Origin of the sequence: Amycolatopsis sp. BJA-103, assembly GCF_002849735.1 — a bacterium.
Taxonomy (GTDB): domain Bacteria; phylum Actinomycetota; class Actinomycetes; order Mycobacteriales; family Pseudonocardiaceae; genus Amycolatopsis.
Genome location: NZ_CP017780.1, coordinates 2,526,404 through 2,552,888, shown reverse-complemented (window position 1 = coordinate 2,552,888; position 26,485 = coordinate 2,526,404). Strand labels below are relative to the sequence as shown.

The following is a 26,485-nucleotide window of genomic DNA, read 5'->3' as shown; positions in this document are numbered from 1 at the left end:
CCGGTCAGCTCACCGGAGGGTCGGCGAGGATTCCGTTGACCCAGCTGCCCGGATGCGTGGCGGCGTCCTGCCGCAGCACCGGCAGGCCGGACGGCCAGTCCGCGCTCAGCGCCTCGGTCTGACCGGGCGGGATGGTCACCAGCTTCGCCGGCGTCCAAGAGGTCGAACCCCCGCTGCCGACCGAACCCGGTTCCGGCGTCAGGACGGTGACCGTCGCGGTCGCCGTCGAACCCGCGGGCACCTCGTTGACCCGCACGCCGTTGTCCACGCGCGGCAGGTGGTAGACGGGTCCGTTCGGGTCGTCCGGGCCGACCAGGTCGACGCCGGGCACCCCGTGCAGGCCGCAGGTGTGCGACGAGATGTTCTTGAAGGTCACCGGAACGTCGTACTGGCCTGTCGCCTCTTCGAGCTGCTTCGGCTCACCCAGGGAGACCGCGAGGTCCGCCGTCGCGCACCGCGGCGTGGCGGCTTCCGCCTGACCGGCCACCGTCAGCGCGAGCGTTCCGGTCAGCACGGCGACACCCAGGGAACAACGCTTGATCTGCTTGCTGGACATGGTTTCCTCCCTCGATCGGCGAAAGTCAGGCGGTGACGGCGGTGACCTGGACGGTGGCACCCTTCAGCGGCTCCCCGGCAGGCCAGTCCGCGACGACGGGAACGCCACCCGGCCCGGTCGGCAGGTCGAAGGTGATCGTCGTCGGTGTGCGCGGGTTCGGCGCCGCGGCCGAGGCCTGCACGATGCGCGACACGGCCGGACGCCCCTCACGCAGGTTCACCGGCGCCGCGTTCGCCGCTGTCGCGTCCGGCACGGCGGCGACGTCGTCGATCAGCTGCCCGTCGGCGACGAACGTCAGCGCGGTGGGCGCGCCCTTCAGCTTGCAGTTCGTGGTCGGCGAAGCCGCGGTGTAGGTGAGGACGTAAGCCTCGTGGCCCGCCGCGTGCGACGGGTCCTGCGTCACGGACACCTCGACGTCGGAGGCACCGCAGAGCTTGTCGCTCGGCATCGCCCCGGCGACGCCGCCCGCGACCAGGAGCCCGCCCGCGACCAGTCCCCCGACGGTCATCGCCGTGGCGGCCTTCTTCACCTGGACGTTCATGACATCTCCTCCCGCTCGGTGGTCGATTCACGTTGATCGAACTCACTGGGAAAGATGCCCACGCAGCCCGGGAAGATGCGTGAAGATGATGTTGATCCCCCGAAAGCAACCCCGAGGAGTGACGGGCGTCTTTAAGAACGTCGGGTCGCGTGCGCGGCTGGCGGCCGTGTCGCGAAAGCCACTTTCGGGACGTCTGATGTCCCGAAAGTGGCTTTCGCGACACCGGGAACGGCTGACGTGGCCGCACCCCTGACTGTCCACTCGGGACACTTCAGGTAGGTGAATGTCTGGTTGACCGCTTTGCGACGGGGTGGTCGTGAGTGGCGATCACGAAGGTAGTGAAGGCCTCCATCACTACTCTCAAGGTAGGCAAGGGGCCCTTCACGGCCCGCCCCCCGTGAACGACCGCAGCCAGAAGCCGGTAGGCAGCCAAGACGCCCTCGGCCCTAACCCGAATCGCCACTCACGACCCAGTCCTATCGCGCCATCAGAAGGTCTTCACAGCCCGGCAGGCCGAGACCGCCGACAAGATCACCGGACGACGTCGTAGACCAGCTTCTGGACACCGTTGCCGTACGCCTCGCTCTCGACAAGCTTGAGACTCTGCTTGTCCTTGTCCGTGTCGCTGAACAGCTTCTTGCCCGCGCCGAGCAGGACCGGGAACAGCAGCAGGTGGTAGCGGTCGATCAGGCCCGCGTCGGCGAGGTTCCGGTTCAGCTCCGCGCTGCCGTGGACGATGATCGGCCCGCCCTCGGTCTCCTTGAGCTCGGCGACGTCGTCCAGCGAACGCAGGATCGTGGTCTCACCCCAGTTGTCGACCAGCTCGTCTTCGCGAAGCGTGCTCGAGACGACGTACTTCGGCATCGCGTTGTAGCCGGCGAACTCCACGGTCATGTCCGGCCACATCGGCGAGAACGCCTGGTAGCTGACCCGGCCCATCATCATCGCCGTGGCCTCGCCCTGCTCACGGCCCTTGAGTTCGTAGGCCGCTTCGTCGAACTCGATGCCGTTGAAGGTCCAGCCGGAGTTGCGGTAGCCCGGCTCCCCGCCGGGCCCCTCGACGACGCCGTCGAGCGAGACGAACGCGGTGGCGATCAGGGTGCGCATCTGGTTTCTCCTTGGTCGATCCGAACTGCTTTCGACACTACGTCGACCGGGAACCGGCGGATTCGACACGGCGCCCGAAAAAGTTTTCAGCCCTCGGCGTCGCGGACCAGCAGGGCGATCTGGACCCGGTTCTCGACGCCGAGTTTGGCGAGCATGCTGCTCGTGTGGGCCTTCACCGTCGCGACGGTGATGTCCAGTCTCCGCGCGACGTCGGTGTTGGACAGTCCGTCGGCGATGGCGGCCGCGGTCTCGCGTTCGCGGTCGGTCAAGGTGGCCAGCAGATCGCGGGCGGTGCCGCGGGACGCCCGGCGCGCGTCGGACGAATGCGGTCCGGTGGCCGCGGCGATCAGCCGGGCCGTGGCCGCGGGCGAGAGCGCGGGTTCCCCGGTGGCGACCGTCCTGACGGCGGCCAGGATCCGCGGCGGCGGGGTGTCCTTGAGGACGAACCCGAGCGCGCCGACGCGCAGCGCGCCCAGCACCATCTCGTCCGAGTCGAACGTGGTGAGCACCAGGACCCGCGGCGGCTCCGGGAGCTTGAGGATCTCCTCGGTCGCGCTGAGCCCGTCGCGACCGGGCATCCGGACGTCCATCAGGACGACGTCGGGCCGCTGCTCCCCCACCACGGCCACCGCGGCGTCGCCGTCGGCCGCCTCGCCGACCACGACGAGGTCGGGTTCGCCGTCGACGATGAGCCGCAACGCCATCCGCACCAGATGTTCGTCGTCGACCAGCACGACCCGGATCCGCTCGCTGTCCATTCACTCGCTCCCTTCGCGGACCGGCCACGGTAGCCGCGCGGCGAGGACGAACCCGCCGCCGGGCTCCGCGTGGTGGTCCAGTTCGCCGCCTGCCAGCTCGACTCGCTCAGAGAGGCCGAGCAGGCCGAATCCCGAGACGGGCGGGCCCGTGGCCTTCCGCGAGGCACCGGAATCCCGGACCGTCGCCCGCAAACCGTCGCCCGCCGTCCCCTCGACGGTGACCGACACCCTGGCTCCCGGCGCGTGTTTCCCCGCGTTGGTCAGGCCTTCCTGCACGATCCGGTAGACGGTCCTCGCGATCGCGGCAGGCGGTTCGCCTGTCGTCGTGGCCGTCAACGTGACGTCCAGGCCCAGCGACCGCGCGTTCGCGACGAGCGCCGGGAGGTCCTCGAGCGAGGGTTGCGGTGGTTCCAGGCCGTCCGGGCTCGCCCGCAGCACACCGAGGACGTCCCGCAGTTCCTCCAGCGCATGATGGGAACCCTCGGCGATGCCGCGGGCCAGTTCCGCGACCTGATCGGCGGGCAGGTCCGGGCGGTGCCCCAGCACTCCGGCCTGCATGGCGACCAGCGAGACCCGGTGCGCGAGGACGTCGTGCATCTCGCGGGCGATCCGGTGCCGCTCCATGATCCGCGCCTCGGCGGCTCGGGCGGCCTGCTCCCGTTCCGCGCTCGCGACCTGTTCCCGCAGGGAGCGCACCTCCTCCCGCCGCGCGCCGATCGCGGCGCCCACGGCCACCACGATGCCCACCATCAAGGTGGGGAGACTGATCACCAGCCACAGCGGTCCCGTCGACTCGCGGTGCGGGTAGAAGTCGGCGGTCAGCACCGCGGTGATCACGGACAACACCGCCGCGACCACCGTCTCCGCCGGTCGCCGCCGGGTGGCGAGCGAACAGAGCGCCAGCAACGACGCGCCGCCCGCCAGGACCGAAACCGTCGAGGCGAGAATGACCGAGAGCGTGATCGTGACGGGGAACCGGCGACGCCACAGCAGCGCGATCAGGCAGGCGAGGGCGATCAGCGGATCACCGGTGATCATCCAGTCGATTCTCGGTCCCGACGCCCCCACCGGCAGTTGCGACGCCGTGACGATCCAGATCAGCACGCCCATCGCGGCCGCGGCCAGCAGGCGCCAGGCCTGTTCCCACAGCCGGACGGGCGGCGCGGTGGCGGCGTCGGTGATCACCGGCCCATCATGGTCGACCCGGCCGCCGCGGCGCATGAGGGCACAGGACGATCCCGGCTCCGACCTCGGTCGCGGCCGGGATCGACTTTGGTCGGACAAGGCGCGCGACGCGGCGCCGATGTGCCGGCCGCCCATCCCGGCGATGCTGGGCCCTGACCGTGAAACAGGAGGTAGGGAGCATGACCAAGGGCGGCTATCTGGGGCTGCAGATTCTCGGGATGGTGGCCGTCGCCGCCTTCGCGCAGGCCGCCATCCGCAGTCTCTTCGATCATTCGGCGGCCCAGTTGTGGGGAGCGTTCGAGTGGGTACCCGGTGGGTGGGGCGGCAGGCTGATCGTGTTCCTGCTGCTCGCGGCTGCCGGAGTGGTACTGGCGGGCTGGGCGCACGACCGCGGCAAGCAAGTGTCCCGCTAGGGCAACGCCGGTCCGCTAGGATCCGCAGCCGGGCGACTTCCGTCTACATCGGACGGAAGTCGCGGGGCTCGTCGATCGCGGGAGAGTGCATGGCGGACGGAGTTGGCTCGCTTTCGGGGTGGTCGGGCGATCCCACCGAAGTGACCAGCTACGTGGGCCGCGACGTCGAGACCGGCGAAGCGCGGCGCCTGTTGGAGGTCTCTTCGCTGGTCACGCTGACCGGACCGGGCGGCGTGGGCAAGACCAGGCTGGCGTGGCGGATCGCGGCGGCCCACCGTGAGGCGACCGCCGACGAGGTCGCGTTCGTGTCGCTGGCCGAGCTGCGGGAACCCGCGTTGCTGGTGCCGACCGTGGCGAACGTGCTCGGCTTCGGCGACCGTTCGGCGAAACCGGCCATCGAGGTCGTAGTGGAGGCGCTGCGGGCGAGCCGCTTGCTGCTGGTACTCGACAACTGTGAGCATCTGGTCGACAGCTGTGCCTGGTTCGCCGACACCATCGTCCGGGAATGTCCGCAGGTGACGGTGCTGGCCACGAGCAGGCAGTCCCTCGGCGTGGCGGGCGAGCGGGTCCTGCCCGTGCCGCCGCTGGCGGTGCCGGAGCAGGGCGACTCCTTCGAACGCGTGGTGAGCGACGAGTCCGTGCGGCTGTTCGTGGATCGCGCGACCGCGGTGGCGCCGTCGTTCCGGCTCACCGAAGACGACGTCGAACCGCTGATCAGGCTGTGCCGCAGGCTCGACGGGCTGCCGCTGGCCATCGAACTGGCCGCCGTCCGCGCGCGGGCGTTGTCCCTGCGTCAGCTGGCCGACCGGCTCGACCGGCAGTTCTCCGTGCTCACCAAGGACCGGCGGGGCCGGCCGGAACGGCACGAGACCATGCGGGCGCTGATCGACTGGAGCCACGACCTGTGCACCGGTCCCGAACGCCTGCTGTGGGCGCGCGCGTCGGTGTTCTCCGGCAGCTTCGACCTCGACGCCGCCGAACAGGTCTGTTCCGGCGGCGAGCTGCCCAGCGAACGCGTTCTCGAAGTCGTCGACGGGTTGCTCGACAAGTCCATCCTGCTGCGCGAGGAGTACCCGGGCGGCGTGCGGTACCGCATGCTGGAGTCGGTGCGCGAGTACGGCGTCGACAGGCTGAGCGAGACGGGCGGGACGGCGGAGCGCCGGAAACGGCACCGTGACTGGTTCGCCGAACTCTCCGGCCGGTACGCCGCCGAGTGGCTGGAGACCGATCAGCTCGGCTGGATCGGCAGGCTGCGGCGCGAACACGCGAACCTGCGCGTCGCACTCGACTTCTGCACCGGCGGTCCCGAGGACGCGGTCATCGGGTTGCGGATGTTGCGCGACGTCAAGGAGTTCTGGATCGTCCGCGGGCTGAACACCGAGGGCCGGATGTGGGTCCGGCGGCTCGACGAGGCCGCGGCGGCGGATGTCCCGGAGCGGGCGCACGTGCTGTGGCTGTCCGGTTTCCTGGCGCTGGTGCAGGGCGACATGCCCGCCTATCGGTGCATGGTGGACAGGGCGGCCGTCGAGGCCGAGGCCGTCGGTGACGAGCTCGCCGCCGCGTACGTGCTCCACGTCCGCGCCTACGCAGCGCTGATCGGCAACGACATGCCCCAGGCGTCGCGTCTGTTCGGCACGGCCATCGACCTCTTCCGCGCCCACGGCGACGAGGGCGCGGACCTCTGGGCGAGCTACAACCACGGGCTGGCCATCTGGCTGGACGGCGACATCGACCGCGGCCGGGCGGTGCTCGCCGAATCCGTCGAGCGCTGCGAGCGCCGGGGCGAGGTCTTCTGGCGGGGCTGGGCGCTGTGGTCGCGTGCCGCCGCCGAGTACCTCCAGGGCGATCTCTCCGTGGCGAGCCGCTGCTGCGAGCAGATCCTGCGCCTGCACCCCCGGGTGGACGACCGGGTCGTCGTCGGGTTCACGCTCACCGTCCTGGCGGGCTGCGCGGCCCGCACCGGACGTCCCAACCGGGCCGCGATCCTGCAGGGCGCCGCGATGAACGTCTGGCGCACGGTGGGCGCGTGGCCGACGCGGTACGAGGCGTTCACCGAACCTCTCCAGGCCGACACCGACGCCGTGACGGCGGCGCTGGGCTGGGAGGTCGCGATCAAGGAGTTCGCCGACGGCGCCGCGATGCCCACCGGCGACGCCATCGCGTACGCCCTCGAAGAGCGCTCCCTCGCGCCGCGGAAACAGGCCGCGCAGGTGCTCACCAAACGCGAGACCGAGATCGCGCACGTGGTCGCCGAGGGGCTGACGAACCAGGAGATCGCCGACCGGCTCGGCATCGCCCGCCGCACGGTCGACACCCACATCGACCACATCCTCACCAAACTCGGCTACTCCAACCGCGTCCAGGTCGCCACGTGGGTGACCCGGTCCGCGGACCCGGCCTGAGGCTCACGCCGCCCTGATCGGGGTGGCCGGGCGGGCCGATTCGGAAGCGAGAAGATCGGCGCGCAAGGCGATCCGCAGGTCCAGCCGCTCCTCGGGATCGTCGAGCCGGGCACCGAACAGGACACGGAGACGGCGCAGGCGGTTGCGGACCGTCTGCGGGTGGACACCGAGGTTGTTCGCGATCTCGGGCGCCCCGCCGCGGGCGGCGAGCATGGCTTCGAGGGTTTCGGCGAGCTTGGTGCGCTCGTTCGGCGGCAGATCGGCGATCGGCGCCAGGCTCCGCGTGACGAGCGCGCCGGTGAGCACCTCGTCGGCGAAGAGCCAGTGCGTGGTCAGGTGATCCGACCAGCGCACGAGAGGGCCGTCCTCGATCACCTCCCGCCGGACCAGTTCCAGCGTCCGGCGGGCCCACCGCAGGGAGGCCGCGGCCTCGGCGGGCGCCACCGCGGGCCCGACCGCCGCCCGCGTCCCCGCCAGGATGCCGCCGATCTCGACGTCGTCGGGCACCAGGAGGTGCGGATACTCGCCGGTGAGGTCGGCCAGTACCTCCGGGCCGAACGAGGCGCGGACCGCCCCGGGCTCCGCGGCGATCGCGACCACCCGGGCGGGCGGGACCCAGCCCGCCTCGGCCGCGAGAGCGACCCACTTCGCGGGCGGTCGGCCGCTCAAGATCTCCTTCAGCAGGTCGCGGCGCAATTCGGCCACCGAAGGCGTGTGCGCGGCGCGGTAGGCGGTGGTGGAAAGCCGGATCAGGACGTCGGCGCAGCGGAGCAGGGCCTCCACCCCGGTGTCCATCAGGGCCGATCCGGCCCCGGGCTGCCGTGACAACGAGGCCAGCACGGGCAAAGCGCCCCGTCCCGCCGAGTGGTAGGCGCGCGACAGCCGGTCCAAGCCCTTGCCCGCCGCGTATTCGGCAACCCCGAGCTCCCTGAAGGCGTCCGCGCCGGCAGCGATGCCCAGCGCGGAGTCCATCGCGTCGTACTCCAGGACCAGCGCGACGAACTCCGTGGCGCGCGTGTCGAACAGGGGCGCGTGCTCGGGAAGGGAATGCCGGATGCCGTCGACGACCGCGCGGGCGATCACGAGGGCTGCGGAGCGGGCCGGGGTGGCGCGGACGGGAGCGGAGACAGGGCGGACTGGAGCGTGGGACGCGGTCATCGTCGACCTCCGGGGCAGCGGGAATCGTCGGGCCGCCGAGTCTGCTACCGCGGAGTAGCGGGGCACATCGGGTGAATTACGTACTCGCGCCCATTCGGCCTAGGGATCACCCGTTCGTGGTGGTCACCCAGGTCGAGATCTGCGTGCGGTTGCCCGCGCCGAGCTTGGTCATGATGTGCTGCACGAGCGTCTCGACGGTGCACGCGGAGAGCACCAGCTCCATCGCGATCTCCCGGTTGAAGAGCACTTCGCCGACCAGGACGGCGATCTCGCGCTCGCTGTGGTCAGGCACGCCCCGTTCTATTCGCCCAGGCGCCCGGTCCGCTCGCCGAGCGCGCACGTCATCGCCTTCTCCTCGGGCAGGACCTCGCCCGCACCATCGTCCAACCTGCCCGGCGAGATAGGTAGGGCGGCTCGGCCGTTGCCGCGACTGCGTAACGCTCCGTGGCCGCCAACCGACTGGCAACTAGCTCCAGTCGACGCCCTAGGGGAGATTCAGTGCAGGCCAACACACTGACGCCGCAAAAACTGTTCGAACCGCAAGTCCGTTACGTGATCCCGGTGTTCCAGCGGCCGTATGTGTGGGAAATCGAGAAGCAATGGGAGCCGCTTTGGGCAGACGTCCGCGCGGTCGCCGATGAACTCCTCGAGACGCAGAATCTCGCTCAGCCCACTGAAGTGTCCGCCCATTTCCTGGGCGCCGTCGTCCTCGACCAGCAATCGAACCCCGCCGGCTATATCCAGGTACGGCATGTCATCGACGGCCAACAGCGGCTCATCACCCTCCAACTGCTGCTGAACGCGGTACGCCAGGTCGCCGAGAAACACGGCCGTCCACGGGACGCGGCCCTGCTCAAGGCACTCGTCCGCAATCCAGAGCACATCATCGAAGAGGATGACGAGCTGCTGAAGGTCTGGCCGATCTTGGCCGACCGAGCGCCGTTCCAGCATGCCATGGACGACGATCCGGGCAACGACTCCGGTGAACACCGCGTCAGCCAGGCAATCGTCTTCCTGCGCGAACGCATTCGGGACTGGGCCCTTGAAGGCGACGAAAACAACGCAACCGATCGGCTGCGTGCACTCACCACGACGCTGGCGCGGCATCTGAAGCTCGTCGTGATCGATCTCGAACCCGGCGACAACGCGCAAGCGATCTTCGAAGCGCTCAACGACCGAGGCAGCCCCCTCTTGGCGGCCGATCTGGTGAAGAACGCTGTCTTTCAAGCCGCCGAGCGTCAGCACCTCGACACCGAACAGCTCGACCAGGACTACTGGGCCGCGTTGTCCGGTGACTTCTGGCGTCAGGAGCTCCGCCAAGGGCGATTGAACCGACCACGGATCGACGTCTTCCTCAATTACTGGCTCACCATGCGCCGAGCTCACCTGGTGCCCTCGGATCGGATTTTCGCGGACTTCCGTGACCATGTGCTCGCACAAGCCACCGACGTTCGAAGCGTGCTCGCGGAGCTAAAGAGCGATGCTCAGTGTTACCGGCAACTCGACAGCCATCCACCACGGTCGGTACCCGGCACTTTCCATTACCGGGTCATCGAGGTCATGGACATCGCCGCGACTATGCCCTTGTTGCTCTGGCTTCTACGTCCCGGCTCCTCGGTCCCGCCTCACGCTCGTGACCAGTCCTTGGAGGCGGTCGAAAGCTGGCTGGTAAGGCGCATGCTGTGCCGCACGACGCTGGCCGACACCAACAGTGTCGTCGTCGAGCTCATCAGGCATCTCGGTCTTCAGGATCCCTCGGAGGTGGGTGTCGCCACCCGGCGTTTCCTGGCCGAGCAGACCGGGGATTCACGGCGCTGGCCACACGACGTCGAAGTGATCGACAGCCTGCGGCAGATTCGCTTCTATTCCGTGATGATTCCCCGGCGCCGGGGACGCATGATCCTGGAAGCCCTCGAAGACAGCTACAGGTCCTCGAAGAGCGAAGAAGCGCATTGCCCACGCGCCAGTCTGACCGTCGAACACCTCATGCCGGTCAGCTGGCAAAAGAATTGGAGCGCGGGGGTCGCTGACGACCCGGTGGCCCGGCAGCAGCGCGAGCGTCGCGTTCAGAAACTCGGAAACCTCACCTTGCTCACGAGCAAGCTGAACCCGATTCTGTCCAACAACGTCTGGGACAACGTCGATCAGAAGCAAAGCAAGAGAAACGGCATCAATCAGCACAGCGTGCTGATGCTGAACAAACAGCTTCTCGCCGAGCACGTTCGATGGACCGATGAAGACATCGAGGAACGTTCACGAACCCTGGCCACGCAGATCACGGAAAAGATCTGGACCCGCCCGGAGTAAGGGGCCAGATACTCGACCAGCCAGGATCATGGCTAGTTGCCGCTTAACTGAAGGGCCCCTTCCCCACATTGGATGCGACGAAGGGGCCCTTCACCGCGTCGCATGCGGTGAAGGGCCCCTTCAGCCCGGCGTCAGGCGTTCGGATCGAACGGGATCCCGGCGGGCTTCGCCTTGGCGAGTTCGCCGTTGAACGACGAGTCCCGGATCCCGAGCTGGGCGCTGCCGAAGTCGTGCCCCGTCAGCTTGTCGCGCAGGCCCGGCGGGTAGCCGTCCCAGCCGACCAGCGGCGGATACTGCCACTGCTTCTTGTGGTTCTCCGGCTCCTCGCCGAAGCCCGCGTGCCGGAAGCAGTGCGTGCCGATCCCGTCCTTGTGGTAGATCACCTTGGGGTGCTTGCCCGTCTCGTCCCACGGGACCTGGTCGCGATGCCTGGTCGTGTACTTGCCGTGGGCCGACGTGGACACGTACCTGCCCCAGTCGCCTTGCACCCACACGACGACGTGCTCCCAGTCGTGCCGGTGACCGGCACTCCCGGGGCCCAGCGCGGCCTGGTCCTTTTCGAAGTAGAGCGCGTACAGGTAAGCGCACCAGCCGTTGTTGCACTTCACCCGCGAGTACGCGTTGGTGTTGTCCAAATCGGACAGGTCGCGGCACTGGCCGTTGACGTCACCGCCCAGCGCGAGTCCTGGCGCGAGAGTGCCGTCACGGCCGATCCCCGGGGTCGGGTAACAACCGTCGCCGTCGTAATCGAAGGCTGGTTCGTAGATCCGGTCGGGCCAGGGCGCCGACCAGTCGAGTGCCTGTGGCGGCGCGGCGAAGGCCGTGCCGGTCACGAGAAGGAGGGAAGCGAGCGTGCCAAGGAGGACCGTGGTGAACCGTCGCATACCGTTATTAATTCACGACTTGATTCAACACGGAACCTTCCTTGGTCGGCTTACTCGCAAACGGCCCCGTGCGCGGCACTCTGGACGACCTTGGCGTACTTGCCGAGCACTCCGCGCGTGTACGCCGGAGGCTTGGGCGCCCAGCCCTCACGGCGTGCCTCGATGTCGGCGATCTCGACTTCGAGGGTCCGGTTCGCGACGTCGAGCGTGATCGGGTCCCCGTCGCGCACGAACGCGATCGGCCCGGCGTCGACGGCTTCCGGCGCGATGTGGCCGACGCAGAGGCCGGTCGTGCCGCCGCTGAACCGGCCGTCGGTGATGAGCAGGACGTCCTTCCCGAGTCCGGCGCCCTTGATCGCGCCGGTGATGGCGAGCATCTCGCGCATGCCCGGCCCGCCCTTGGGACCTTCGTACCGGATGACGACGACGTCGCCGGCGACGATCCTGCCCTCGGTGAGCGCGTCGAGGGCGGCTCGTTCGCCGTCGAACACCCGCGCGCTGCCGGTGAACGTCGATTCGTCGAAGCCCGCCGACTTCACGACCGCGCCTTCCGGCGCCAGCGATCCCTTGAGGATGGTCAGCCCGCCCGTCTTGTGGATCGGGCGGTCGAGCGGGCGGATGATCTCGCCGTCGAGACCGTCGGGTGCGATGCCCTCGAGGTTCTCGGCCATCGTCTTGCCGGTCACGGTGAGCACGTCGCCGTGCATGAGCCCGGCGTCGAGCAGCGCCTTCATCACCACGGGGATGCCGCCGACCTTGTCGACGTCGTTCATCACGTACTTCCCGAACGGCTTGAGGTCGCCGAGGTGCGGGACCTTGTCGCCGATGCGGTTGAAATCGTCGATGCGCAGATCGACCTCGGCCTCGCGCGCGATCGCGAGCAGGTGCAGGACGGCGTTGGTCGAACCGCCCAGCGCCATCACGACGGCGATGGCGTTCTCGAACGCCTCCATCGTCATGATCTGCCGCGCGGTGATGCCCTGGCGGAGCATGCCGACGACGGCTTCCCCCGACCGGTGGGCGAAACCGTCACGGCGCCTGTCGACGGCGGGAGGGGCGGCCGATCCGGGCAGCGACATGCCGAGTGCCTCGGCCACCGACGCCATCGTGTTGGCGGTGTACATGCCACCGCAGGCACCCTCGCCGGGGCAGATCGCGCGTTCGATCCGGTCCACTTCGGCGCGGGTGATCTTGCCTGCCAGGCAGGCGCCGACGGCCTCGAACGCGTCGATGATCGTGACGTCCCGGCCGTCGACCTGACCGGGCATGATCGAGCCGGCGTAAAGGAAAACGGAGGCGAGGTCGAGCCGGGCAGCGGCCATCAGCATCCCCGGCAGCGACTTGTCGCAGCCCGCCAGCAGCACGGAGCCGTCCAGCCGCTCGGCCATCATCACCGTCTCGACGGAGTCGGCGATCACCTCGCGCGAAACCAGCGAGAAGTGCATGCCCTCGTGGCCCATGGAAATACCGTCGGACACCGAGATCGTGCCGAATTCGAGCGGGTAGCCCCCGCCCGCGTGCACGCCGTTCTTGACCGCCTTGGCGAGCCTGTCCAGCGACAGGTTGCACGGGGTGATCTCGTTCCACGAGGACGCCACCCCGATCTGCGGTTTGGCGAAGTCGTCGTCGCCCATCCCGACCGCGCGGAGCATGCCGCGGGCCGCCGCGCGCTCCAGGCCGTCGGTCACGTCGCGTGAACGAGGCTTCAAATCGGGCTGGTCTTCCGGCATCGGGACACCTTTCTCCGTGGTGGGACACCGGGCACGCTGCCAACCGGAGGCGCCCGGCGCAACTCACCGCTCCGCATTCGCTCCACGATGCAGCGCCACGCGCGTGATCGCGTGATGCTCGACGCCGAGCACCTCGGCCGTCCAGCCGGAGACCACCACCCGGTCGCCCGGCTTCTCCGGGATCCGGCCCAGGATCACCAGGATCAGCCCCGCGATCGTCGCGTACTCCCCCGGCGGCGTGTCGCCCAGCTCGACCCCGACGTCGACGAGGTCGTGCACCGGGAACGTGCCGGGCAGCACCAGCGAACCGTCCTTGCCGTCGCGGACGGCGAGCACGTCACGGTCGGTCTCGTCGTAGATCTCGCCGACGATCTCCTCCAGCAGGTCCTCCAGCGTGACCATGCCCGCGACGGCGCCGTGCTCGTCGACGACCAGCGCCATCTGCTCCCGCTCGGCCTTGAAGCTGCGCAGCGCGTCCGAGACCCGCAGCGAATCGGGGAACACCACGGCGGGCCGGACCACCTCGGCGAGATCGTCGCGGTCTTCGAGCAGATCGCGCAGGCTCACCACGCCGACGACGTCGTCCAGATGCCCGCCGCGGGCGACCGGCGCCCGGGAGTGGCCCGACTCGGCCAGCTGCCGCCGCGCCGACTCGAGGTCCAGCTCGGCCGCGAGTGTGAACACCGCGCGGCGGGGAACGAGCACTTCCCGCAGCCGTCGTTCGTGGATCTCCAGTGCGCCGTTGATGATCATGCGCTGCTCGGCGTTCAGACCGCGTTGCGCCGAGACCAGTTCCCGGAGTTCCTCGGGCGACATCTGGTCCGGATCGGCTTCCGCCCGTCCGCCCAGCGCGCGCACGACGAAGTTCGTCGACGCGCTCAGTGCCCACACCACGGGCCTCGAGATCGTCGACAACAGGTTCAGCGGACGCGCCACCAGCAGCGCCCACCGCAGCGCGTTCTGCATGGCCAGCCGCTTCGGCGCCAGCTCGCCGAGCACCAAGGTCAGGAAGGTGAGGACCATGGTCACCAGCGCGACGGCGACCGCTCCGGCGGCGTCGCCGAGGAAGCTCAACAGCGGAACCACGGGTTCGGAGAGGGACACCGCCGCTGTCGCCGAGGCCAGGAACCCGGCGAGCGTGATGCCGATCTGGATCGTGGCCAGGAAGCGATTCGGGTCGCGCGCCAGCCGCGCCAGCGTCCGGGCGGACGCGCGACCGTCCCGCTCCAAGGCCCGCAATTGGCCCTCGCGCAACGAGATCAGCGCCATCTCGCTGCCCGCGAACACCGCGTTGACCACCACCAGCACCGCGACCAGCGCGATGTCGAACCCGTAGCCGCCCACACGCACTCCCCCGGCCCGCCGGAAGTGCAGAACATTACCGAGGGAAACCCCGGCCCGCAGATGTCGGGCCACTCGCTACTGACACGTCGTTCCGATACCTTCGAAGGACCCGCACGGACGGAGTCCTGATGTTCGCACTCGAGACCGCTCCCGCCCGGAACCTCCGGCGCCGGGCGGAGGAGATAGCCAAACCGGTCACCCGCTGGAGCATCGGCCACGCGATCCCCCGGTTGGCCCTGCGGGCCGCGGCGCGCCGGGGCGATCTCCAGGGCAGGCTGTCGGTCGAGGCGAGCGGCGGAACGGACCTGACCGGGTTGTTCGACGAGATCCGCTCGCACGGCGCCATCGCCACCACCCGGGTCGGGCACGTGACCACGCGGCATTCGGCCTGCAAGGAAATCCTCACCAGCGACGCGTTCAAGACCGTCCGATTCGTTCCGGACAACCCGCTGCTCAACCGGCTCGTCGCCTGGTCGGCGTCCGGGCTGATCCATCCGATCGAACCGCCGTCGCTGCTCGCCAGCGAGCCGCCCGACCACACGCGCTACCGCAAACTCGTCACGCGCGTCTTCACCGCCCGCGCGGTCGAGCAGCTGCGGCACCGCACGCAGGCCATCGCCGACGAACTGCTCGACGGCCTCGACCCGGACGGCCCCGTCGACCTCGTCGAGCAGTACTGCGGGCTCCTGCCGGTCACCGTCATCAGCCAAATCCTCGGTGTCCCGCCCGAAGAACGGGACAAGGTGCTCGCGCTGGGCGGCGCCGCGGCCCCGAGCCTCGACCTCGGGCTGCCATGGAAGACCTTCCGGACGGTCGAAGCCACGCTGGCCGAATTCGACTCGTGGCTCACCCTGCACCTGGAGAAACTGCGGGCGAATCCCGGCGACAACCTGCTCAGCCAGCTGATCGCCGCCCGCGAGGACGGCGTCGGCCTGACCGAGCGGGAACTCAAGGCCACCGCGGGACTGGTGCTGGCGGCCGGGTTCGAGACGACCGTCAATCTCCTCGGCAACGGCATCGCCCTGCTCACCCGGCATCCGGATCAGCTGGGGAAACTGCGCGGGAACCCGGAGCTGTGGAGCAACGCGACCGACGAGATCCTCCGCTACGACCCTCCCGTCCTGCTCACCGGTCGGCTGAGCGCCCGCGACACCGAGATCGGCGGAAAGCCCATCGGCCGCGGGGCGATCGTCAGCACCGTGCTCGCGGGCGCGAACCGCGATCCGGAGATCTTCGACGACCCCTCCACCTTCGACGTCACGCGGGCGAACGCGCGGGACCACGTGTCCTTCGGCGCCGGACGGCACTATTGCCTCGGCGCGTCGCTGGCGAGGATGGAAGGCGAGATCGGGCTGCGGTCGATCTTCGAGCGCTTCCCCGACCTGCGGCTCCAGGGTGGGGCGCGGCGGCGGCAGACCCGGATCCTGCGCGGCTTCGAAACACTTCCCGCGACCCTCTCGTGAGTGGTAAGGACGGTTGGAACCGTCCTTACCACTCACGAGAAAGTACCGAATGGCCTCCGCCACGCTCCCGGCTCTCTCGGTCCTGGACACCTCCCCCATCGTCCAGGGCTCGATGCCGCGCCAGGCCCTGCTCAACACCGTCGACCTCGCGTACCTCGCCGAAGACCTGGGCTACCACCGCTACTGGGTTCCCGAGCACCACGGGATGCGCGGCGTCGCGAGTTCCGCGCCGGCGGTCCTCATCGCCCACCTCGCGAACGCCACCCGACGGCTGCGACTCGGTGCGGGCGGGGTGCTCCTGCCGAATCACGCGCCGCTCGTGGTGGCCGAGCAGTTCGGCACCCTCGCCGCCTTGCATCCCGGCAGGATCGACCTCGGCATCGGACGCGCGCCGGGCGGATCGAAGGCGGCTTCCGCGGCCTTACGTCCACAAAGGACAAAGGACTTCGGCGTGCAACTCGACGAACTCCGGGGATTCCTGAATCTACCCGAGGACGCCGAAGTGAAGGCGATCCCCGTCCTCGGCGGCAACATCCCGGAACTGTGGCTGCTCGGCCGCTCCCCCGAAAGCGCCGCGCTCGCCGCCGAACGTGGCATCAAGTACGCCTTCGCGCACCACCTGGCACCGGACGCACCGGCCAGGGCGGATCTGGTCAGCGTCTCCGTCATCGCCGCCGAGGACGACGAACGCGCCGAATGGCTCGCCGGGTCCACGCGCCTGAAGGTGCTCAGCCGACTCCGCGGCAACCGCGTCCGGTTGCCCAGCCCCGAGGAGGCCGCAGCATTCCCTTACACCGCCGATGATCGCGCGGAAATCGCGAAACGGTCTGGCGCCGTGCTCACCGGGAGCCCCGAAACACTCGTCCCGAAACTGCAACGGATTCTCGACGAGACCGGCACCGCGGAAATCATGGTGACCACGCCGCTCTTCCACCACGCCGACCGCCGCCGGTCCTACGAACTGCTCGCCTCGCTACCCGGGCGGCTCACGGCGCGTTCGAACAGGTCGGCCAGTTCCCGCGCGTAAGCCGCGACGTCGGTGTCCGGTCTCGTCAGCAGTTCGGCAGGGGCCGCTTCCATCGCGGCGATCAGCGACACGGCCATCACCCGCGGCGAGAACTCCCGCAACTCCCCGAGCCGCTGGCCCTCGCGGAACATGTCCTCCAGTTCGGCCAGCGTCTTCGCGCTCTGCTGCTCGAACCAGCTCCGCGCGGCTTCGGCGTCCCTCGACGCCGTGGCGATCTGGCCGATCGCGATGATCTCGGACGGCCGCTCCGCGAAGTAGAACACGAAGCCCTCGATCAGGGCGCGCAGTGCGGCGGCGTAGCTCTCGGCACGCGCGCTCAGCGGAACGAACGCGAACAGGCCGACCACCTCGCCCGCCTGTTACGTGTTTTCGACTCGGCGGGCCTGCGGGGCGCACACGTGTACACGTTCATCGCGCCGAACCTGCCGCATCATCCGTCACAACCGGAGCACGACTACGACATGGCGTCGTTCAGCCTCGTGAAGACGCTGCGGGAGCAGCATCACGACGAACAGTCGCCGTACCGGTTCGAGCGCAAGCGGTCTTTCGACGCACTGGCCCGGCACAACCGCGGTTATTGAGCAGAAGGGTGAACGTGGCGTGCTCGTGCGTTTTCGGTGTCGGGTGACGCCGTTCCTGGCTGGGACTGAAGGTTCGGACCGTGTGGGCCGGGTTGGTCGTGAGTGGTGTTTCGGGTTCTAACCCGAAACACCACTCACGACCCCAGTCACAAAGCGTACACATGGGTCTAAATCAGACATTTTCCCGGCCGGAAGTGTCCGATGTGGACAGCCGGAGTGCGGTCGGCCCTCGTCGGCCAGTCCAGATCCGACCCGACCGCGAAACAGGACATGGTCGCCTTTTCCCTCACTAACGAAGGCCCCCGGGATCGGCGTCGAGCGCTTCGAGCACGGCGTCGCCGTTCGCCCTCGCCCACTCGGTCAGGATGTGGATCGGGTCGATCAGTGTCGCGCCGAGAGGGGTGAGTTCGTACTCGACGCGGGGCGGCGCCTCGGCATACGCGTGACGGCGGACGAGTCCGTGCGCTTCGAGCCGTCGAAGCGTCTGGGTGAGCACCTTGCGGGAGATGCCGCCGATCAGGTCGACCAGCTCGCCGTGGCGCACCGGGCCCTTGCTGAGTCCGGCGAGCACGACCACCGTCCACTTGTCGGCGATCACTTCGACCGCCAGACGTGCCGGACAGTCGGCGAGGAAGAGATCACCGGAACCGAAATCGCTCACGGCGTCAAAGGTACCTGTGGGTTCCTATCGGAAACCTAGCTTGGCGTCATGCGAGTCATCACCCAGCAGAAACTCGGCGGTCCCGAAGTGCTCACCTTCGTGGACGCGCCCCAGCCCCGGCCACTTCCGACCGAGGTGCTCGTCCGGGTCAAGGCGATCGGGCTGAACCCGCTGGAGGCGCGCTTGCGCGCAGGCGAATTCCCCCTGCTCGGCGAGCCGCCGTTCGTCCTCGGCTGGGACATCAGCGGCGTGGTCGACGAGGCGCCGCGGACCTGGCGGTTCAGGCCCGGCGACGAAGTGTTCGGAATGCCGCTGTTCCCGAGGGCGGCCAACGCGTACGCCGAATTCGTGTCGGCGCCGGCCTTGCACCTGGTACGCAAGCCGGCGTCGCTCTCGTACGTCGAGGCGTCGGCGCTGCCGGTCGTCGGGCTGACGGCGTGGCAGGGCCTCGTCGACCTCGCCGACGTGAGCGAGGGCGACCGCGTCCTGATCCACGGCGGTGGTGGCGGGGTCGGCCACGTCGCGATCCAGATCGCGAAAGCGCTCGGCGCGCACGTGATCACGACCGCCAGTGGAAGCAAGCGGGAGTTCGTCGAGGAGTTCGGCGCCGACGAGGTGATCGACTACACGGCGGTCGACTTCGCCGAGGCGGTCCGCGACATCGACGTCGTTTTCGACACGCTCGGCGGCGACACCGTCGAGCGGTCGCTCGGCGTGCTCCGCCCAGGTGGTCACCTGGTGACGGCGGTCGCCGAGGAGGATGCGGAACTCGCCGCCAGGTACGAGGCGGCCGGTGTGCACTTCAGCGGCGTCGCGGTCGACCCCGATCCGGTCGCCCTGCGAGGTCTCGTCGAGCTCGCCGAGCAGGGCAAGCTCCGGGTCCATGTGCAGGAGACGTTCCCGTTCGAGCGCGTCGCCGACGCGCACCGGCTGCTCGACGGCGGGCACCTCCGGGGCAAGCTCGTCCTCACCGTCTGACCCGCCAAGCGGGGATTTTTACCGGACCGGCCGGGAAAACCGGTCAGTAACGTCTCGCCGGTGACGACGGACCGCGAAGGCAAGGAAGCGCCGGAGTTGCCCGTCTTCACCGGGTTCGGGTGCCTGATGGGCTTCTTCATGACCGTGCTGGCCCTGATCGGCCCGGCCCTGCTGTGGATCAGCACTCGCTTCGCGCCCGGCGATGACGACGGCCTGGTCGTCCTCGCCATGGGCATCGTGTTCACGATCGGCGGCCTGGCGACCGTCGGCTCTCAGCTCTGGCAGAACGCCAAGGCCCGCGAGACCCACCGCACGCTCGACCGGACTGGCGTCCGCGCGACCGCCGAAGTCGTTTCCAGCAAGCGGATCTGGGTCGGCGAGGTGAGCACTCCGGCGGACGACGTCGATCTCGTCGTCACCGGTCCCGGGGTGACTCCGTTCAGCGCACGGGTGCTCACCGAGGAGGTCGGCCGCTACGAAACGGGCACGGTGGTACCCGTCGACGTCGACCCGAGGACTCTCCTGTTCCGCCTCGCCGACTGACCTCGCGGCGATCATTGCCCGGCAGCATCGTATCGCTTATCGTATATGAAATTCACCCCCCGATGCTGCGAGGTGACCTCGTGACCACCGCCACCGCCGACCCGACCACGACCATGGTCGCGCGAGATTTCACTGATTTCCGCACGGTGGTGTCGCACTCCTTCGTGCCGCTGCACGTGACGAGCGAGCACCGTGACCACTTCCGCGGCCGCATCCGCTCGTGCGGCGCCGACGACGTCCAGCTGACCGAGGTGACCGCGTCCGCGCACGTGGTCGAGCGGACGCCCGAGCTCATCGCCAGGGCGGACAGGCACTACTACAAGCTGAGCCTGATCCTGTCCGGGACCGGGCTGCTGGTGCAGGACAACCGCGAGGCGATGCTGCGCCCCGGTGACGTGGCGTTGTACGACACACACCGACCGTATTCCCTGGCGTTCGAAGAGGATTTCCGCACGCTCGTGGTGATGTTCCCGCAGCGCCTCATCGATCTCCCCCGCGACCTGGTCGGCCAGCTGACCGCGGTCCCGATGTCGGGCAAGCGGGGTATGGGCAACGTCGTGGTGCCCTTCCTCGCGCAACTCGGCAGCAACCTCGACCAGCTCGGCGGCCCGGCGGGCGTCCGGCTCGCGCATACGGCGGTCGATCTGCTCGCCACACTGTTCGCGAGCGAGCTCGACCTCGCCCGCGCGACGGCCGGACCGCACCACGAACTGATGCGCCGCGTCCTCGCCTTCATCGACACGAACCTCTCCTCCACCGACCTCGGCCCGGCGCAGATCGCCGCCGAGCACTACATCTCCACCCGGCATCTGCACGGCCTCTTCCACGAACAGGGGACGACCGTCTCGGGCTGGATCCGCACCCGTCGCCTCGAACACTGCCGCCGCGAATTACTGGACCCCGTGCACGCTTCACGGCCCGTCGCCGCCATCGCGGCGAAGTGGGGTTTCGTCGACGCGCCGCATTTCAGCCGGGTGTTCAAGACGGAATTCGGCTGCTCGCCGAGCGAACTGCGCCGCGGCTTGACCGTGAGCGATCGGTTGTTGCCGCCCAGCGCGTGACAGCTGGCCCCGCCGGGGCGGTCGCCTCGACGATGACCGCATGCCCGAAGCACCCGAGGAACAGTGGCGCACCTATGACGAGTTCGCCGCCGGAATAGCCACCTATCGCCTGCCGAACGCGGACCTGTCGGGACGCGAGCTCACCGTCACCCTCGACGACGGGACGGCGCTCGCGCTGCGGTTCGAGGACGCGGAAACCGTCACCTGCAACGGCATCAAGGATCCGTACGACGCGGTCGCCGTCCGGGAAGACGTTTTCTTCGTTAATCTCCCCCATGCCAGCGTGGAAGGTGAAGCACTCACCGTCGTCTTCTCCACGACGACACATCGCGCGCTCGCCGTGCGTTCGGTGATCGGCACCGAAGACGTCGAGGGTGTTCCCCGTGTCTCCCAGACGTTCTGGTCCGGCACCACCGACGCGGGCACGCCGACCGGCGAGCAGCCGGGGCCGTCGCGCGACCTGATCGGCAAGCGCAACATCTACCGCTACAGCCCGGAGCACCTCTACGAGCACGTGTACGTGTCCTCGCAACGCTATGCCTGGCAATGCCTCGAAGGCGTGCAGCGCGGCCACGGGGACATGGACCTCTCGACGGTCTGGAAGTTCCAGGACGGTCTCTACCTGTTCTGCTTCCGCGAATTCCGCATCGCCGTGGCCAGTGTGTGGCTGCACGACCTCGGCTACGCGCTGAAGACCACCGGCGTCTTCCTCGGCCTGACCGGCGACGGCCGGTCGGAACACTCCCGCGGGGGCGGGCACATCTACCCACTCGGCGCCGTCGCCTACCCCGACGCGCAACCGGTCTAAGGAGCTTCAAGTGTCCAATTTAGACATCATCGCCGCGCACTACGCCGCGAGCGACCGAGGCGATCTGGCGGGCATGCTGGCCCCGCTCGGTCCCGAAACCACCTGGACGGAGGCGGCCGGCTTCCCTTACGCCGGTACCTACACCGGTCCGGAAGAGGTGCGGGACAACGTCTTCGGCGCGATCGCCCGTGACTGGGACGGCTACGGTTTCGCTCTCGGCGAGCTCGCCGACGCGGGTGACACGGTGATCGGCATCGGCACCTACCAGGGCAAGCACCGCGAGACCGGCCGCTCGTTCACCGCCCGCGTCGCACACGTGTGGAAGTTCGAGGGCGGCAAGGTCGTCTCGTTCGAGCAGATCGTCGACTCGGTGCCCGTCGTCGAAGCCATGGAGAACCGGTGAAACCCGCGCGGCGCCTCGTCGCCCTCGCCGCCGCCGTCCTGCTCGCGACGGCGGGCTGTGCCGGGGCCGAAAGCGGTGCGAGCGGCCCGATCAAGGTCGGCTCGGTCAACGCGCTGAGCGGCGCGGCCACGTTCCCCGAAGCCTCCCAGGCGGCCAAGGCCGTCTTCGACGCGGCCAACGCGAGCGGTGGCGTGAACGGGAGACAGATCGAGTACAAGGCGCTCGACGACAAGGGTGACCCGGCGGCCGCCGCGGCCGCGGCCCGTGAGGTTGTCGGCCGCGACGAGGCGGTCGCGCTGGTCGGCTCGTCCAGCCTCATCGAGTGCGAGATCAACAACAAGTACTACGAACAGCAGAAGATCCTGTCCATCCAGGGCATCGGCGTCGACCCGGCGTGCTTCTCCAGCCCCAACATCGCCCCGGCCAACGTCGGCCCGTACCACGACATGACGCTGACGCTGCTCTACGGCTCGGAAACGCTGAAGCTGAACGACATCTGCGCTTTGCTGGAGATCGCGGGCAACACGCTGCCCTCGTACCAGGCGGCGATCGACGAGTGGTCGGCCATCACCGGCAAGAAGCTCAAGTACCTCGACGCGACCGTGCCCTACGGCGGTTCCGACTACACCTCCTACATCGTCAAGGCCCGCAACGCCGGGTGCAAGGCGATCACGGTGAACCCGGTCGAGCCGGACTCCATCGGGCAGCTCAAGGCCGCCGCCGCACAGGGCTGGAACGACGTCACCTGGCTGCTGCTGACCAGTGTCTACAGCGAGAACTACGCCAAGGCCGTCACCAACGCGGGCGCCGGGGTGTACGTGCCCGCCGAGTTCTACCCGTTCACCGACACGGCCAGCCCGCAGAACAAGGACTGGCACGACCTGATGACCAAGAACAACATCCCGCTGACGTCGTTCAGCCAGGGCGGTTACCTGGCGGCGAAGTACTTCCTCGAAGTCGTCCGCGGGATCAGTGGTGACGTCACCCGCGAGTCGGTGACCAAGGCGCTGCGCGAGATGAAGCCGATCACCGATCCGATGGTCGGCACGCCGTATGTCTTCGGACCGGGCCAGACACACCACGACAACACCGCGGGCTGGCCGATCAAGCTCGCCTCCGGCACCGGCAAATGGGAGCTCGTGGCGAACGACTGGCTGCGGATTCCCAAGAAGTAACTGGAGGAAACGATGCTGCAGGGAGCGCTGGCCGGCCTGGCCGCCGGCGGACTGTACGCGGTACTGGCGGTGTGCCTGACGCTGATGTCGCGGTTGGTGCGGGTGGTCAACTTCGCCCAGTCGGCCACCGGGATGTTCGGCTGCTACGTGGCGGTGTTCCTGTCCGTCGACTGGGGACTGCCGATGTGGCTCGCCACGATCGCGGGGATCCTGCTCGGCGGGCTGCTCAGCGCACTGCTCGGCTGGATCGTGTCCACCTGGCTCGCCGAGGCGGACACCGGCACCCGCTCGGCGGTCACCGTGGCCGTGCTGCTCCTGCTGATCTCGTTGTCGTTCATCCTGTTCGGCAACAAACCGCAGCCGTTCCATCCGATCCTGGACGGGCCGGCGGTCACCGTCGGCGGGGTGGTGATCAGCCAGGTCACCGTGGTCACCGTCGCGCTGGCGGTGCTGGTCGCGGTGGCCAGCCGGATCGTGCTGAGCCGGACCCCGGCGGGGGTCCAGCTCAGGGCACTGTCCGAACGCCCGACGACGGCGGAGCTGCTGGGCATTCCGGCGAAACGGCTCAGCATCGCGGTCTGGGCGGTCACCGGAGTGGTCAGCACGCTGGTCATCTCGATCGTCGCGCCGTCGCAGTCGAACGACGCGACGTCGCTGGCGATGCTGGTGGTCCCGGCCTCCGCGGCGGCCCTGCTCGGCGGGTTCCGCCGTCTCGACCTCGCTGTCGCGGGCGGGCTGGGCCTCGGCCTGATCCAGGGTGCGGCCGCGCAGGTCGACGGCCTTTCGGTGGTGCGGTATTTCCTGCCGTTCGCAGTGATCGTCGCGCTGCTGCTCTGGTCGCAGCGCAAGGAGGTGTGGGATGCGGCTCGCTGAACGCGGGATACGCACCGGGGTTCCGTTCGTGGTCGCCCTGGTGGCGATCGCGGTGGGCTACGGCCTGAGCGTCGGGCTCGACGGGTACTTCGTCTATCTGGGCATGAGCGCCGTCGTCGCCGGGATCTCGTTGCTCGGGCTCGGCGTGGTCACCGGCAGCGCGGGGATGATCTCGCTGTGCCAGCTGACCTTCGGCGCCGTCGGTGCCTGGACGGTGTCCGCGCTGAACGAGGCGCAGGCACCCGGCGGGTTCCTCGTCTGGCTGCTGCTCGGCGGGCTCGCCGCAGGAGTGGTCGGGATCCTCGTCGGGCTCCCGGCGTTGCGGCTGCGCGGGATCAACCTCGCCGTCGTCACGCTGGGGCTCGCCGCCGCGGCCGACCTCGCGCTGGTCCAGCTCCAGTTCCCCGGTGTTTCCGGCGGGATCTCGGTGGAGCGGCCGGACGCCTTCTCCGACGACCGGTCCTACTTCCAGCTCGCGATCGTGGTGCTGGTGCTGTGCTGCCTGGCCGTGTACTTCCTCCGCCGCGGGCGCTGGGGCAGCGCCTGGCAGGCGGTGGCGTTCTCCGAGCGCGGGACGGCGGCCGCGGGCACGAGCGTGCGGACGTCGAAGCTGACCGCGTTCGCGGTGAGCGCCACCCTCGGCGGGATCAGCGGTGGTCTGCTCACCGGGCAGGTCGGATTGGCCTTCCCGGCCAGTTTCACCGCGATCCAGTCGCTGGCGCTGTACGTGCTGGCGATCATGTCGGGCGCACATCTGATCGACATGGCCGTGTTCGGCGCGGTGCTCTGGGTCGGCGTGCCGGAACTGCTGAAACGCTGGGGAATCCCGCAGGACTGGGGCTTCGTGGTGTTCGGCGTGCTCGGTGTCCAGGCGCTGGCCAGTGGCGGGAACCTGGGCACCACGGTGCGGCAGGTCTGGTACCGGCGGTCCAAAAAGGAACCGGCGAAACTCGATCTCGCCGCCGGGGCCGTGGAAATCGAGTCCAAGGCCCCTGGTCCGCCGGTGCTCACCGTGCGCGGGCTGAGCGTGAACTTCGGGCACGTGGCCGCACTGTCCTCGGTGGACATAGCCGTGCCGGAACACGGGGTGCTCGGCGTGATCGGGCCCAACGGCGCGGGCAAGTCGACGCTGGTGGACGCGATCAGCGGGTTCCTGCCGAATGCCGACGGCTCGGTGGAACTGGGCGGCAAGCCGCTGACCGGGTCGCCGTCGAACCGGGCCCGTGCCGGCCTGCGGCGGACGTTCCAGCAGGACCGGGTCCCGCCGGGACTGACGGTCGGCGCCTACCTCAAGTTCCTCGCCAGGCGACGGCTCACCGCCGACGAGATCGGCGACGCCCTGGGCTTCTTCGGCTGTCCGGCCGCCCGCACGCCGCTGTCGCAAGTGGACGTCGGCGCCCGGAGGCTGGTCGAGGTCGTCGGGCATCTGCTGGCGCGGCCCCGGGTTCTGCTGCTCGACGAGCCGGCCGCGGGCCTCCCGCACGAAGAGCACGTCGCGTTCGGGGAGCGGCTGAGGCAGGTTCCCGCGCGGTTCGGGGTGTCCGTGCTGCTCATCGAGCACGACCTCGATCTGGTGCGCTCGGTCTGCGACACGATCACCGTCCTCGACTTCGGCCGCGTGCTGGCCTCGGGCCCCCAGGCCGAAGTGCTCGCCGATCCGGCCGTGCTCAAGGCGTACATGGGTGAAACGGAGCTGCTGTGAACGCATTGCGGATAGCGGGGCTGACCGTCACCCGCGGCGCGGGCCCGGTGATCCGGGACGTCGACCTCACCCTCGAGCCGGGCCGGATCACCGCGCTCGTCGGGCCGAACGGCGCCGGGAAGACCAGTCTGCTGGAGGCCGTCTCCGGCGTCGTGCCCGCCTCGGCGGGGACCGTCCACATCGGATCCGACGAGATCACGAAGCAGTCGCGGGTCAACCGCGCGCGGCGGGGCCTGGCGCATATCGAGCAGGGTCGCGCGGTGTTCGGTGGCCTGACCGTGCTGGAGAACCTGATGCTCACCGCACGCACCCGCGCGCGGGTCGATGAACTATTCGAATTGTTCCCCGAACTGGAGAAACGCCGGGACTCGCCGGCGGCGCTGCTCAGCGGTGGCGAGCAGCAGATGGTGGTGCTGGCCCGCGCTTTCGCCGCGCGGCCGTCGTTCCTGCTGATCGACGAGATGTCGCTCGGCCTCGCGCCGGTGGTGTTCACGCGGCTGCTGCCGATGGTGACGCGGTTCGCCGAGGAAGGTGCCGCGATCTTGCTCGTCGAGCAGTTCACGCACCTCGCCCTCGGCGTGGCGAGCGATGCGCTGGTGGTGTCTTCGGGGCGTGTCACCTATGCGGGCGGCGCGCAGGGCCTGCTGGACTCCCCCGGCACCCTGCACTCGGCCTACCTGGGCGAGTCCTGAGCCCGGCACCAATCGTGTTGCGAAAGCCACTTTCGGGACGTCTGATGTCCCGAAAGTGGCTTTCGCGACACACCTAAGCCTAGGTACTGGCACGGATACCGGACATGCAGCCGCCAGAGAGTGTCCGCTGTGG

Annotated in this window: 27 protein-coding genes; 15 read left to right on the top strand and 12 right to left on the bottom strand. The window is 69.1% G+C overall.

Annotated elements, in window-relative coordinates; translation table 11 throughout:
* Positions 1 to 4: 4 nt before the first annotated feature.
* From BKN51_RS10665 to BKN51_RS10645, 5 genes are all read right to left on the bottom strand, one after another.
* A complete protein-coding gene (locus BKN51_RS10665) occupies positions 5 to 556 on the bottom strand; it encodes a DUF4232 domain-containing protein (RefSeq protein ID WP_101607488.1) in 552 nt (183 codons plus the stop codon).
* Positions 557 to 581: 25 nt separating this feature from the next.
* Positions 582 to 1,097, bottom strand: coding sequence for a DUF4232 domain-containing protein (locus BKN51_RS10660; RefSeq protein ID WP_101607487.1), 516 nt, complete (start codon positions 1,095 to 1,097; stop codon positions 582 to 584).
* A 531-nt stretch (positions 1,098 to 1,628) separates the two neighbouring features.
* Complete coding sequence (locus BKN51_RS10655; RefSeq protein ID WP_101607486.1) at positions 1,629 to 2,204, bottom strand: dihydrofolate reductase family protein; 576 nt, start codon at positions 2,202 to 2,204, stop codon at positions 1,629 to 1,631.
* A gap of 86 nt (positions 2,205 to 2,290) precedes the next feature.
* Positions 2,291 to 2,962 (bottom strand): response regulator, encoded by a 672-nt coding sequence (locus tag BKN51_RS10650; RefSeq protein WP_101607485.1) that lies wholly within the window; start codon positions 2,960 to 2,962, stop codon positions 2,291 to 2,293.
* A complete protein-coding gene (locus BKN51_RS10645; RefSeq protein ID WP_233224161.1) occupies positions 2,963 to 4,147 on the bottom strand; it encodes a sensor histidine kinase in 1,185 nt (394 codons plus the stop codon). It abuts the gene before it with no gap.
* A 179-nt stretch (positions 4,148 to 4,326) separates the two neighbouring features.
* Here BKN51_RS10645 and BKN51_RS10640 point away from each other — a divergent pair, with 179 nt between their 5' ends.
* Together BKN51_RS10640 and BKN51_RS10635 are read left to right on the top strand one after the other, a co-directional pair.
* On the top strand, positions 4,327 to 4,560 hold the full coding sequence (locus tag BKN51_RS10640; RefSeq protein ID WP_101607483.1) for a hypothetical protein: 234 nt from the start codon (positions 4,327 to 4,329) through the stop codon (positions 4,558 to 4,560).
* A gap of 89 nt (positions 4,561 to 4,649) precedes the next feature.
* Positions 4,650 to 6,962: an ATP-binding protein gene (locus BKN51_RS10635; protein WP_101607482.1), complete on the top strand. Its 2,313-nt coding sequence runs from the start codon at positions 4,650 to 4,652 to the stop codon at positions 6,960 to 6,962.
* Between the two features lie 3 nt (positions 6,963 to 6,965).
* Here BKN51_RS10635 and BKN51_RS10630 read toward each other — a convergent pair whose 3' ends face one another.
* Together BKN51_RS10630 and BKN51_RS10625 are read right to left on the bottom strand one after the other, a co-directional pair.
* Positions 6,966 to 8,120, bottom strand: a complete 1,155-nt coding sequence (locus tag BKN51_RS10630; RefSeq protein ID WP_101607481.1) for a helix-turn-helix domain-containing protein — start codon at positions 8,118 to 8,120, stop codon at positions 6,966 to 6,968.
* Positions 8,121 to 8,226: 106 nt separating this feature from the next.
* On the bottom strand, positions 8,227 to 8,412 hold the full coding sequence (locus BKN51_RS10625; protein ID WP_101607480.1) for a helix-turn-helix domain-containing protein: 186 nt from the start codon (positions 8,410 to 8,412) through the stop codon (positions 8,227 to 8,229).
* Between the two features lie 206 nt (positions 8,413 to 8,618).
* On the opposite strand from BKN51_RS10625, the gene BKN51_RS10620 reads away from it, so the two are divergent.
* Positions 8,619 to 10,427, top strand: a complete 1,809-nt coding sequence (locus BKN51_RS10620) for a DUF262 domain-containing protein (protein WP_158255808.1) — start codon at positions 8,619 to 8,621, stop codon at positions 10,425 to 10,427.
* Between the two features lie 131 nt (positions 10,428 to 10,558).
* Here the strand turns inward: BKN51_RS10620 and BKN51_RS10615 are convergent, their stop codons facing one another.
* The 3 genes from BKN51_RS10615 to BKN51_RS10605 all read right to left on the bottom strand — a co-directional run bounded on the left by BKN51_RS10615 (position 10,559) and on the right by BKN51_RS10605 (position 14,385).
* Positions 10,559 to 11,311, bottom strand: a complete 753-nt coding sequence (locus BKN51_RS10615) for an NPP1 family protein (RefSeq protein ID WP_101607478.1) — start codon at positions 11,309 to 11,311, stop codon at positions 10,559 to 10,561.
* A 50-nt stretch (positions 11,312 to 11,361) separates the two neighbouring features.
* Entirely contained in the window at positions 11,362 to 13,041 is a 1,680-nt protein-coding gene (gene ilvD / locus BKN51_RS10610; RefSeq protein ID WP_101607477.1) for a dihydroxy-acid dehydratase, read from the bottom strand.
* A 63-nt stretch (positions 13,042 to 13,104) separates the two neighbouring features.
* Positions 13,105 to 14,385, bottom strand: a complete 1,281-nt coding sequence (locus BKN51_RS10605; protein WP_101607476.1) for a hemolysin family protein — start codon at positions 14,383 to 14,385, stop codon at positions 13,105 to 13,107.
* 128 nt (positions 14,386 to 14,513) lie between these two features.
* Here BKN51_RS10605 and BKN51_RS10600 point away from each other — a divergent pair, with 128 nt between their 5' ends.
* Together BKN51_RS10600 and BKN51_RS10595 are read left to right on the top strand one after the other, a co-directional pair.
* A complete protein-coding gene (locus tag BKN51_RS10600) occupies positions 14,514 to 15,848 on the top strand; it encodes a cytochrome P450 (RefSeq protein WP_101607475.1) in 1,335 nt (444 codons plus the stop codon).
* Between the two features lie 49 nt (positions 15,849 to 15,897).
* A complete protein-coding gene (locus tag BKN51_RS10595; RefSeq protein WP_101607474.1) occupies positions 15,898 to 16,875 on the top strand; it encodes an LLM class flavin-dependent oxidoreductase in 978 nt (325 codons plus the stop codon).
* On the opposite strand, the gene BKN51_RS10590 is transcribed toward BKN51_RS10595, so the two are convergent.
* Positions 16,803 to 17,222, bottom strand: coding sequence for a hypothetical protein (locus BKN51_RS10590; protein WP_101607473.1), 420 nt, complete (start codon positions 17,220 to 17,222; stop codon positions 16,803 to 16,805). The two genes, BKN51_RS10595 and BKN51_RS10590, sit on opposite strands and share 73 nt — an antisense overlap.
* A gap of 51 nt (positions 17,223 to 17,273) precedes the next feature.
* Here BKN51_RS10590 and BKN51_RS10585 point away from each other — a divergent pair, with 51 nt between their 5' ends.
* Positions 17,274 to 17,456 (top strand): hypothetical protein, encoded by a 183-nt coding sequence (locus BKN51_RS10585; RefSeq protein ID WP_101607472.1) that lies wholly within the window; start codon positions 17,274 to 17,276, stop codon positions 17,454 to 17,456.
* A gap of 289 nt (positions 17,457 to 17,745) precedes the next feature.
* On the opposite strand, the gene BKN51_RS10580 is transcribed toward BKN51_RS10585, so the two are convergent.
* Positions 17,746 to 18,117, bottom strand: a complete 372-nt coding sequence (locus BKN51_RS10580; protein WP_101607471.1) for a winged helix-turn-helix transcriptional regulator — start codon at positions 18,115 to 18,117, stop codon at positions 17,746 to 17,748.
* A 48-nt stretch (positions 18,118 to 18,165) separates the two neighbouring features.
* Here BKN51_RS10580 and BKN51_RS10575 point away from each other — a divergent pair, with 48 nt between their 5' ends.
* The 9 genes from BKN51_RS10575 to BKN51_RS10535 all read left to right on the top strand — a co-directional run bounded on the left by BKN51_RS10575 (position 18,166) and on the right by BKN51_RS10535 (position 26,352).
* Entirely contained in the window at positions 18,166 to 19,095 is a 930-nt protein-coding gene (locus tag BKN51_RS10575) for an NADP-dependent oxidoreductase (RefSeq protein WP_101607470.1), read from the top strand.
* Between the two features lie 60 nt (positions 19,096 to 19,155).
* Positions 19,156 to 19,638 carry a hypothetical protein gene (locus BKN51_RS10570; protein ID WP_101607469.1) on the top strand — a complete coding sequence of 161 codons (483 nt, stop codon included), beginning with the start codon at positions 19,156 to 19,158 and terminating at the stop codon, positions 19,636 to 19,638.
* Positions 19,639 to 19,700: 62 nt separating this feature from the next.
* Complete coding sequence (locus BKN51_RS10565) at positions 19,701 to 20,699, top strand: helix-turn-helix domain-containing protein (RefSeq protein ID WP_101607468.1); 999 nt, start codon at positions 19,701 to 19,703, stop codon at positions 20,697 to 20,699.
* Between the two features lie 40 nt (positions 20,700 to 20,739).
* Entirely contained in the window at positions 20,740 to 21,507 is a 768-nt protein-coding gene (locus BKN51_RS10560; RefSeq protein ID WP_101607467.1) for a MoaF C-terminal domain-containing protein, read from the top strand.
* A 10-nt stretch (positions 21,508 to 21,517) separates the two neighbouring features.
* Positions 21,518 to 21,910, top strand: a complete 393-nt coding sequence (locus BKN51_RS10555) for a nuclear transport factor 2 family protein (protein ID WP_101607466.1) — start codon at positions 21,518 to 21,520, stop codon at positions 21,908 to 21,910.
* Entirely contained in the window at positions 21,907 to 23,085 is a 1,179-nt protein-coding gene (locus BKN51_RS10550; RefSeq protein WP_101607465.1) for an ABC transporter substrate-binding protein, read from the top strand. Before BKN51_RS10555 ends, BKN51_RS10550 begins: the two co-directional genes overlap by 4 nt.
* Positions 23,086 to 23,097: 12 nt before the next feature.
* Complete coding sequence (locus tag BKN51_RS10545) at positions 23,098 to 23,958, top strand: branched-chain amino acid ABC transporter permease (RefSeq protein WP_101607464.1); 861 nt, start codon at positions 23,098 to 23,100, stop codon at positions 23,956 to 23,958.
* Positions 23,945 to 25,660, top strand: a complete 1,716-nt coding sequence (locus tag BKN51_RS10540) for a branched-chain amino acid ABC transporter ATP-binding protein/permease (protein WP_101607463.1) — start codon at positions 23,945 to 23,947, stop codon at positions 25,658 to 25,660. The genes BKN51_RS10545 and BKN51_RS10540 overlap by 14 nt, the downstream gene beginning before the upstream one ends.
* Positions 25,657 to 26,352, top strand: a complete 696-nt coding sequence (locus tag BKN51_RS10535; RefSeq protein WP_101607462.1) for an ABC transporter ATP-binding protein — start codon at positions 25,657 to 25,659, stop codon at positions 26,350 to 26,352. The genes BKN51_RS10540 and BKN51_RS10535 overlap by 4 nt, the downstream gene beginning before the upstream one ends.
* The last annotated feature ends 133 nt before the right edge of the window (positions 26,353 to 26,485 follow it).

Coding starts and splice junctions, on each gene's coding strand:
- BKN51_RS10665 (WP_101607488.1), bottom strand. CDS start 556: ATGTCCAGCAAGCAGATCAAGCGTTGTTCCCTGGGTGTCGCCGTGCTG.
- BKN51_RS10660 (WP_101607487.1), bottom strand. CDS start 1,097: ATGAACGTCCAGGTGAAGAAGGCCGCCACGGCGATGACCGTCGGGGGA.
- BKN51_RS10655 (WP_101607486.1), bottom strand. CDS start 2,204: ATGCGCACCCTGATCGCCACCGCGTTCGTCTCGCTCGACGGCGTCGTC.
- BKN51_RS10650 (WP_101607485.1), bottom strand. CDS start 2,962: ATGGACAGCGAGCGGATCCGGGTCGTGCTGGTCGACGACGAACATCTG.
- BKN51_RS10640 (WP_101607483.1), top strand. CDS start 4,327: ATGACCAAGGGCGGCTATCTGGGGCTGCAGATTCTCGGGATGGTGGCC.
- BKN51_RS10635 (WP_101607482.1), top strand. CDS start 4,650: ATGGCGGACGGAGTTGGCTCGCTTTCGGGGTGGTCGGGCGATCCCACC.
- BKN51_RS10630 (WP_101607481.1), bottom strand. CDS start 8,120: ATGACCGCGTCCCACGCTCCAGTCCGCCCTGTCTCCGCTCCCGTCCGC.
- BKN51_RS10615 (WP_101607478.1), bottom strand. CDS start 11,311: ATGCGACGGTTCACCACGGTCCTCCTTGGCACGCTCGCTTCCCTCCTT.
- ilvD (WP_101607477.1), bottom strand. CDS start 13,041: ATGCCGGAAGACCAGCCCGATTTGAAGCCTCGTTCACGCGACGTGACC.
- BKN51_RS10600 (WP_101607475.1), top strand. CDS start 14,514: ATGTTCGCACTCGAGACCGCTCCCGCCCGGAACCTCCGGCGCCGGGCG.
- BKN51_RS10595 (WP_101607474.1), top strand. CDS start 15,898: ATGGCCTCCGCCACGCTCCCGGCTCTCTCGGTCCTGGACACCTCCCCC.
- BKN51_RS10575 (WP_101607470.1), top strand. CDS start 18,166: ATGCGAGTCATCACCCAGCAGAAACTCGGCGGTCCCGAAGTGCTCACC.
- BKN51_RS10565 (WP_101607468.1), top strand. CDS start 19,701: ATGCTGCGAGGTGACCTCGTGACCACCGCCACCGCCGACCCGACCACG.
- BKN51_RS10560 (WP_101607467.1), top strand. CDS start 20,740: ATGCCCGAAGCACCCGAGGAACAGTGGCGCACCTATGACGAGTTCGCC.
- BKN51_RS10545 (WP_101607464.1), top strand. CDS start 23,098: ATGCTGCAGGGAGCGCTGGCCGGCCTGGCCGCCGGCGGACTGTACGCG.
- BKN51_RS10540 (WP_101607463.1), top strand. CDS start 23,945: ATGCGGCTCGCTGAACGCGGGATACGCACCGGGGTTCCGTTCGTGGTC.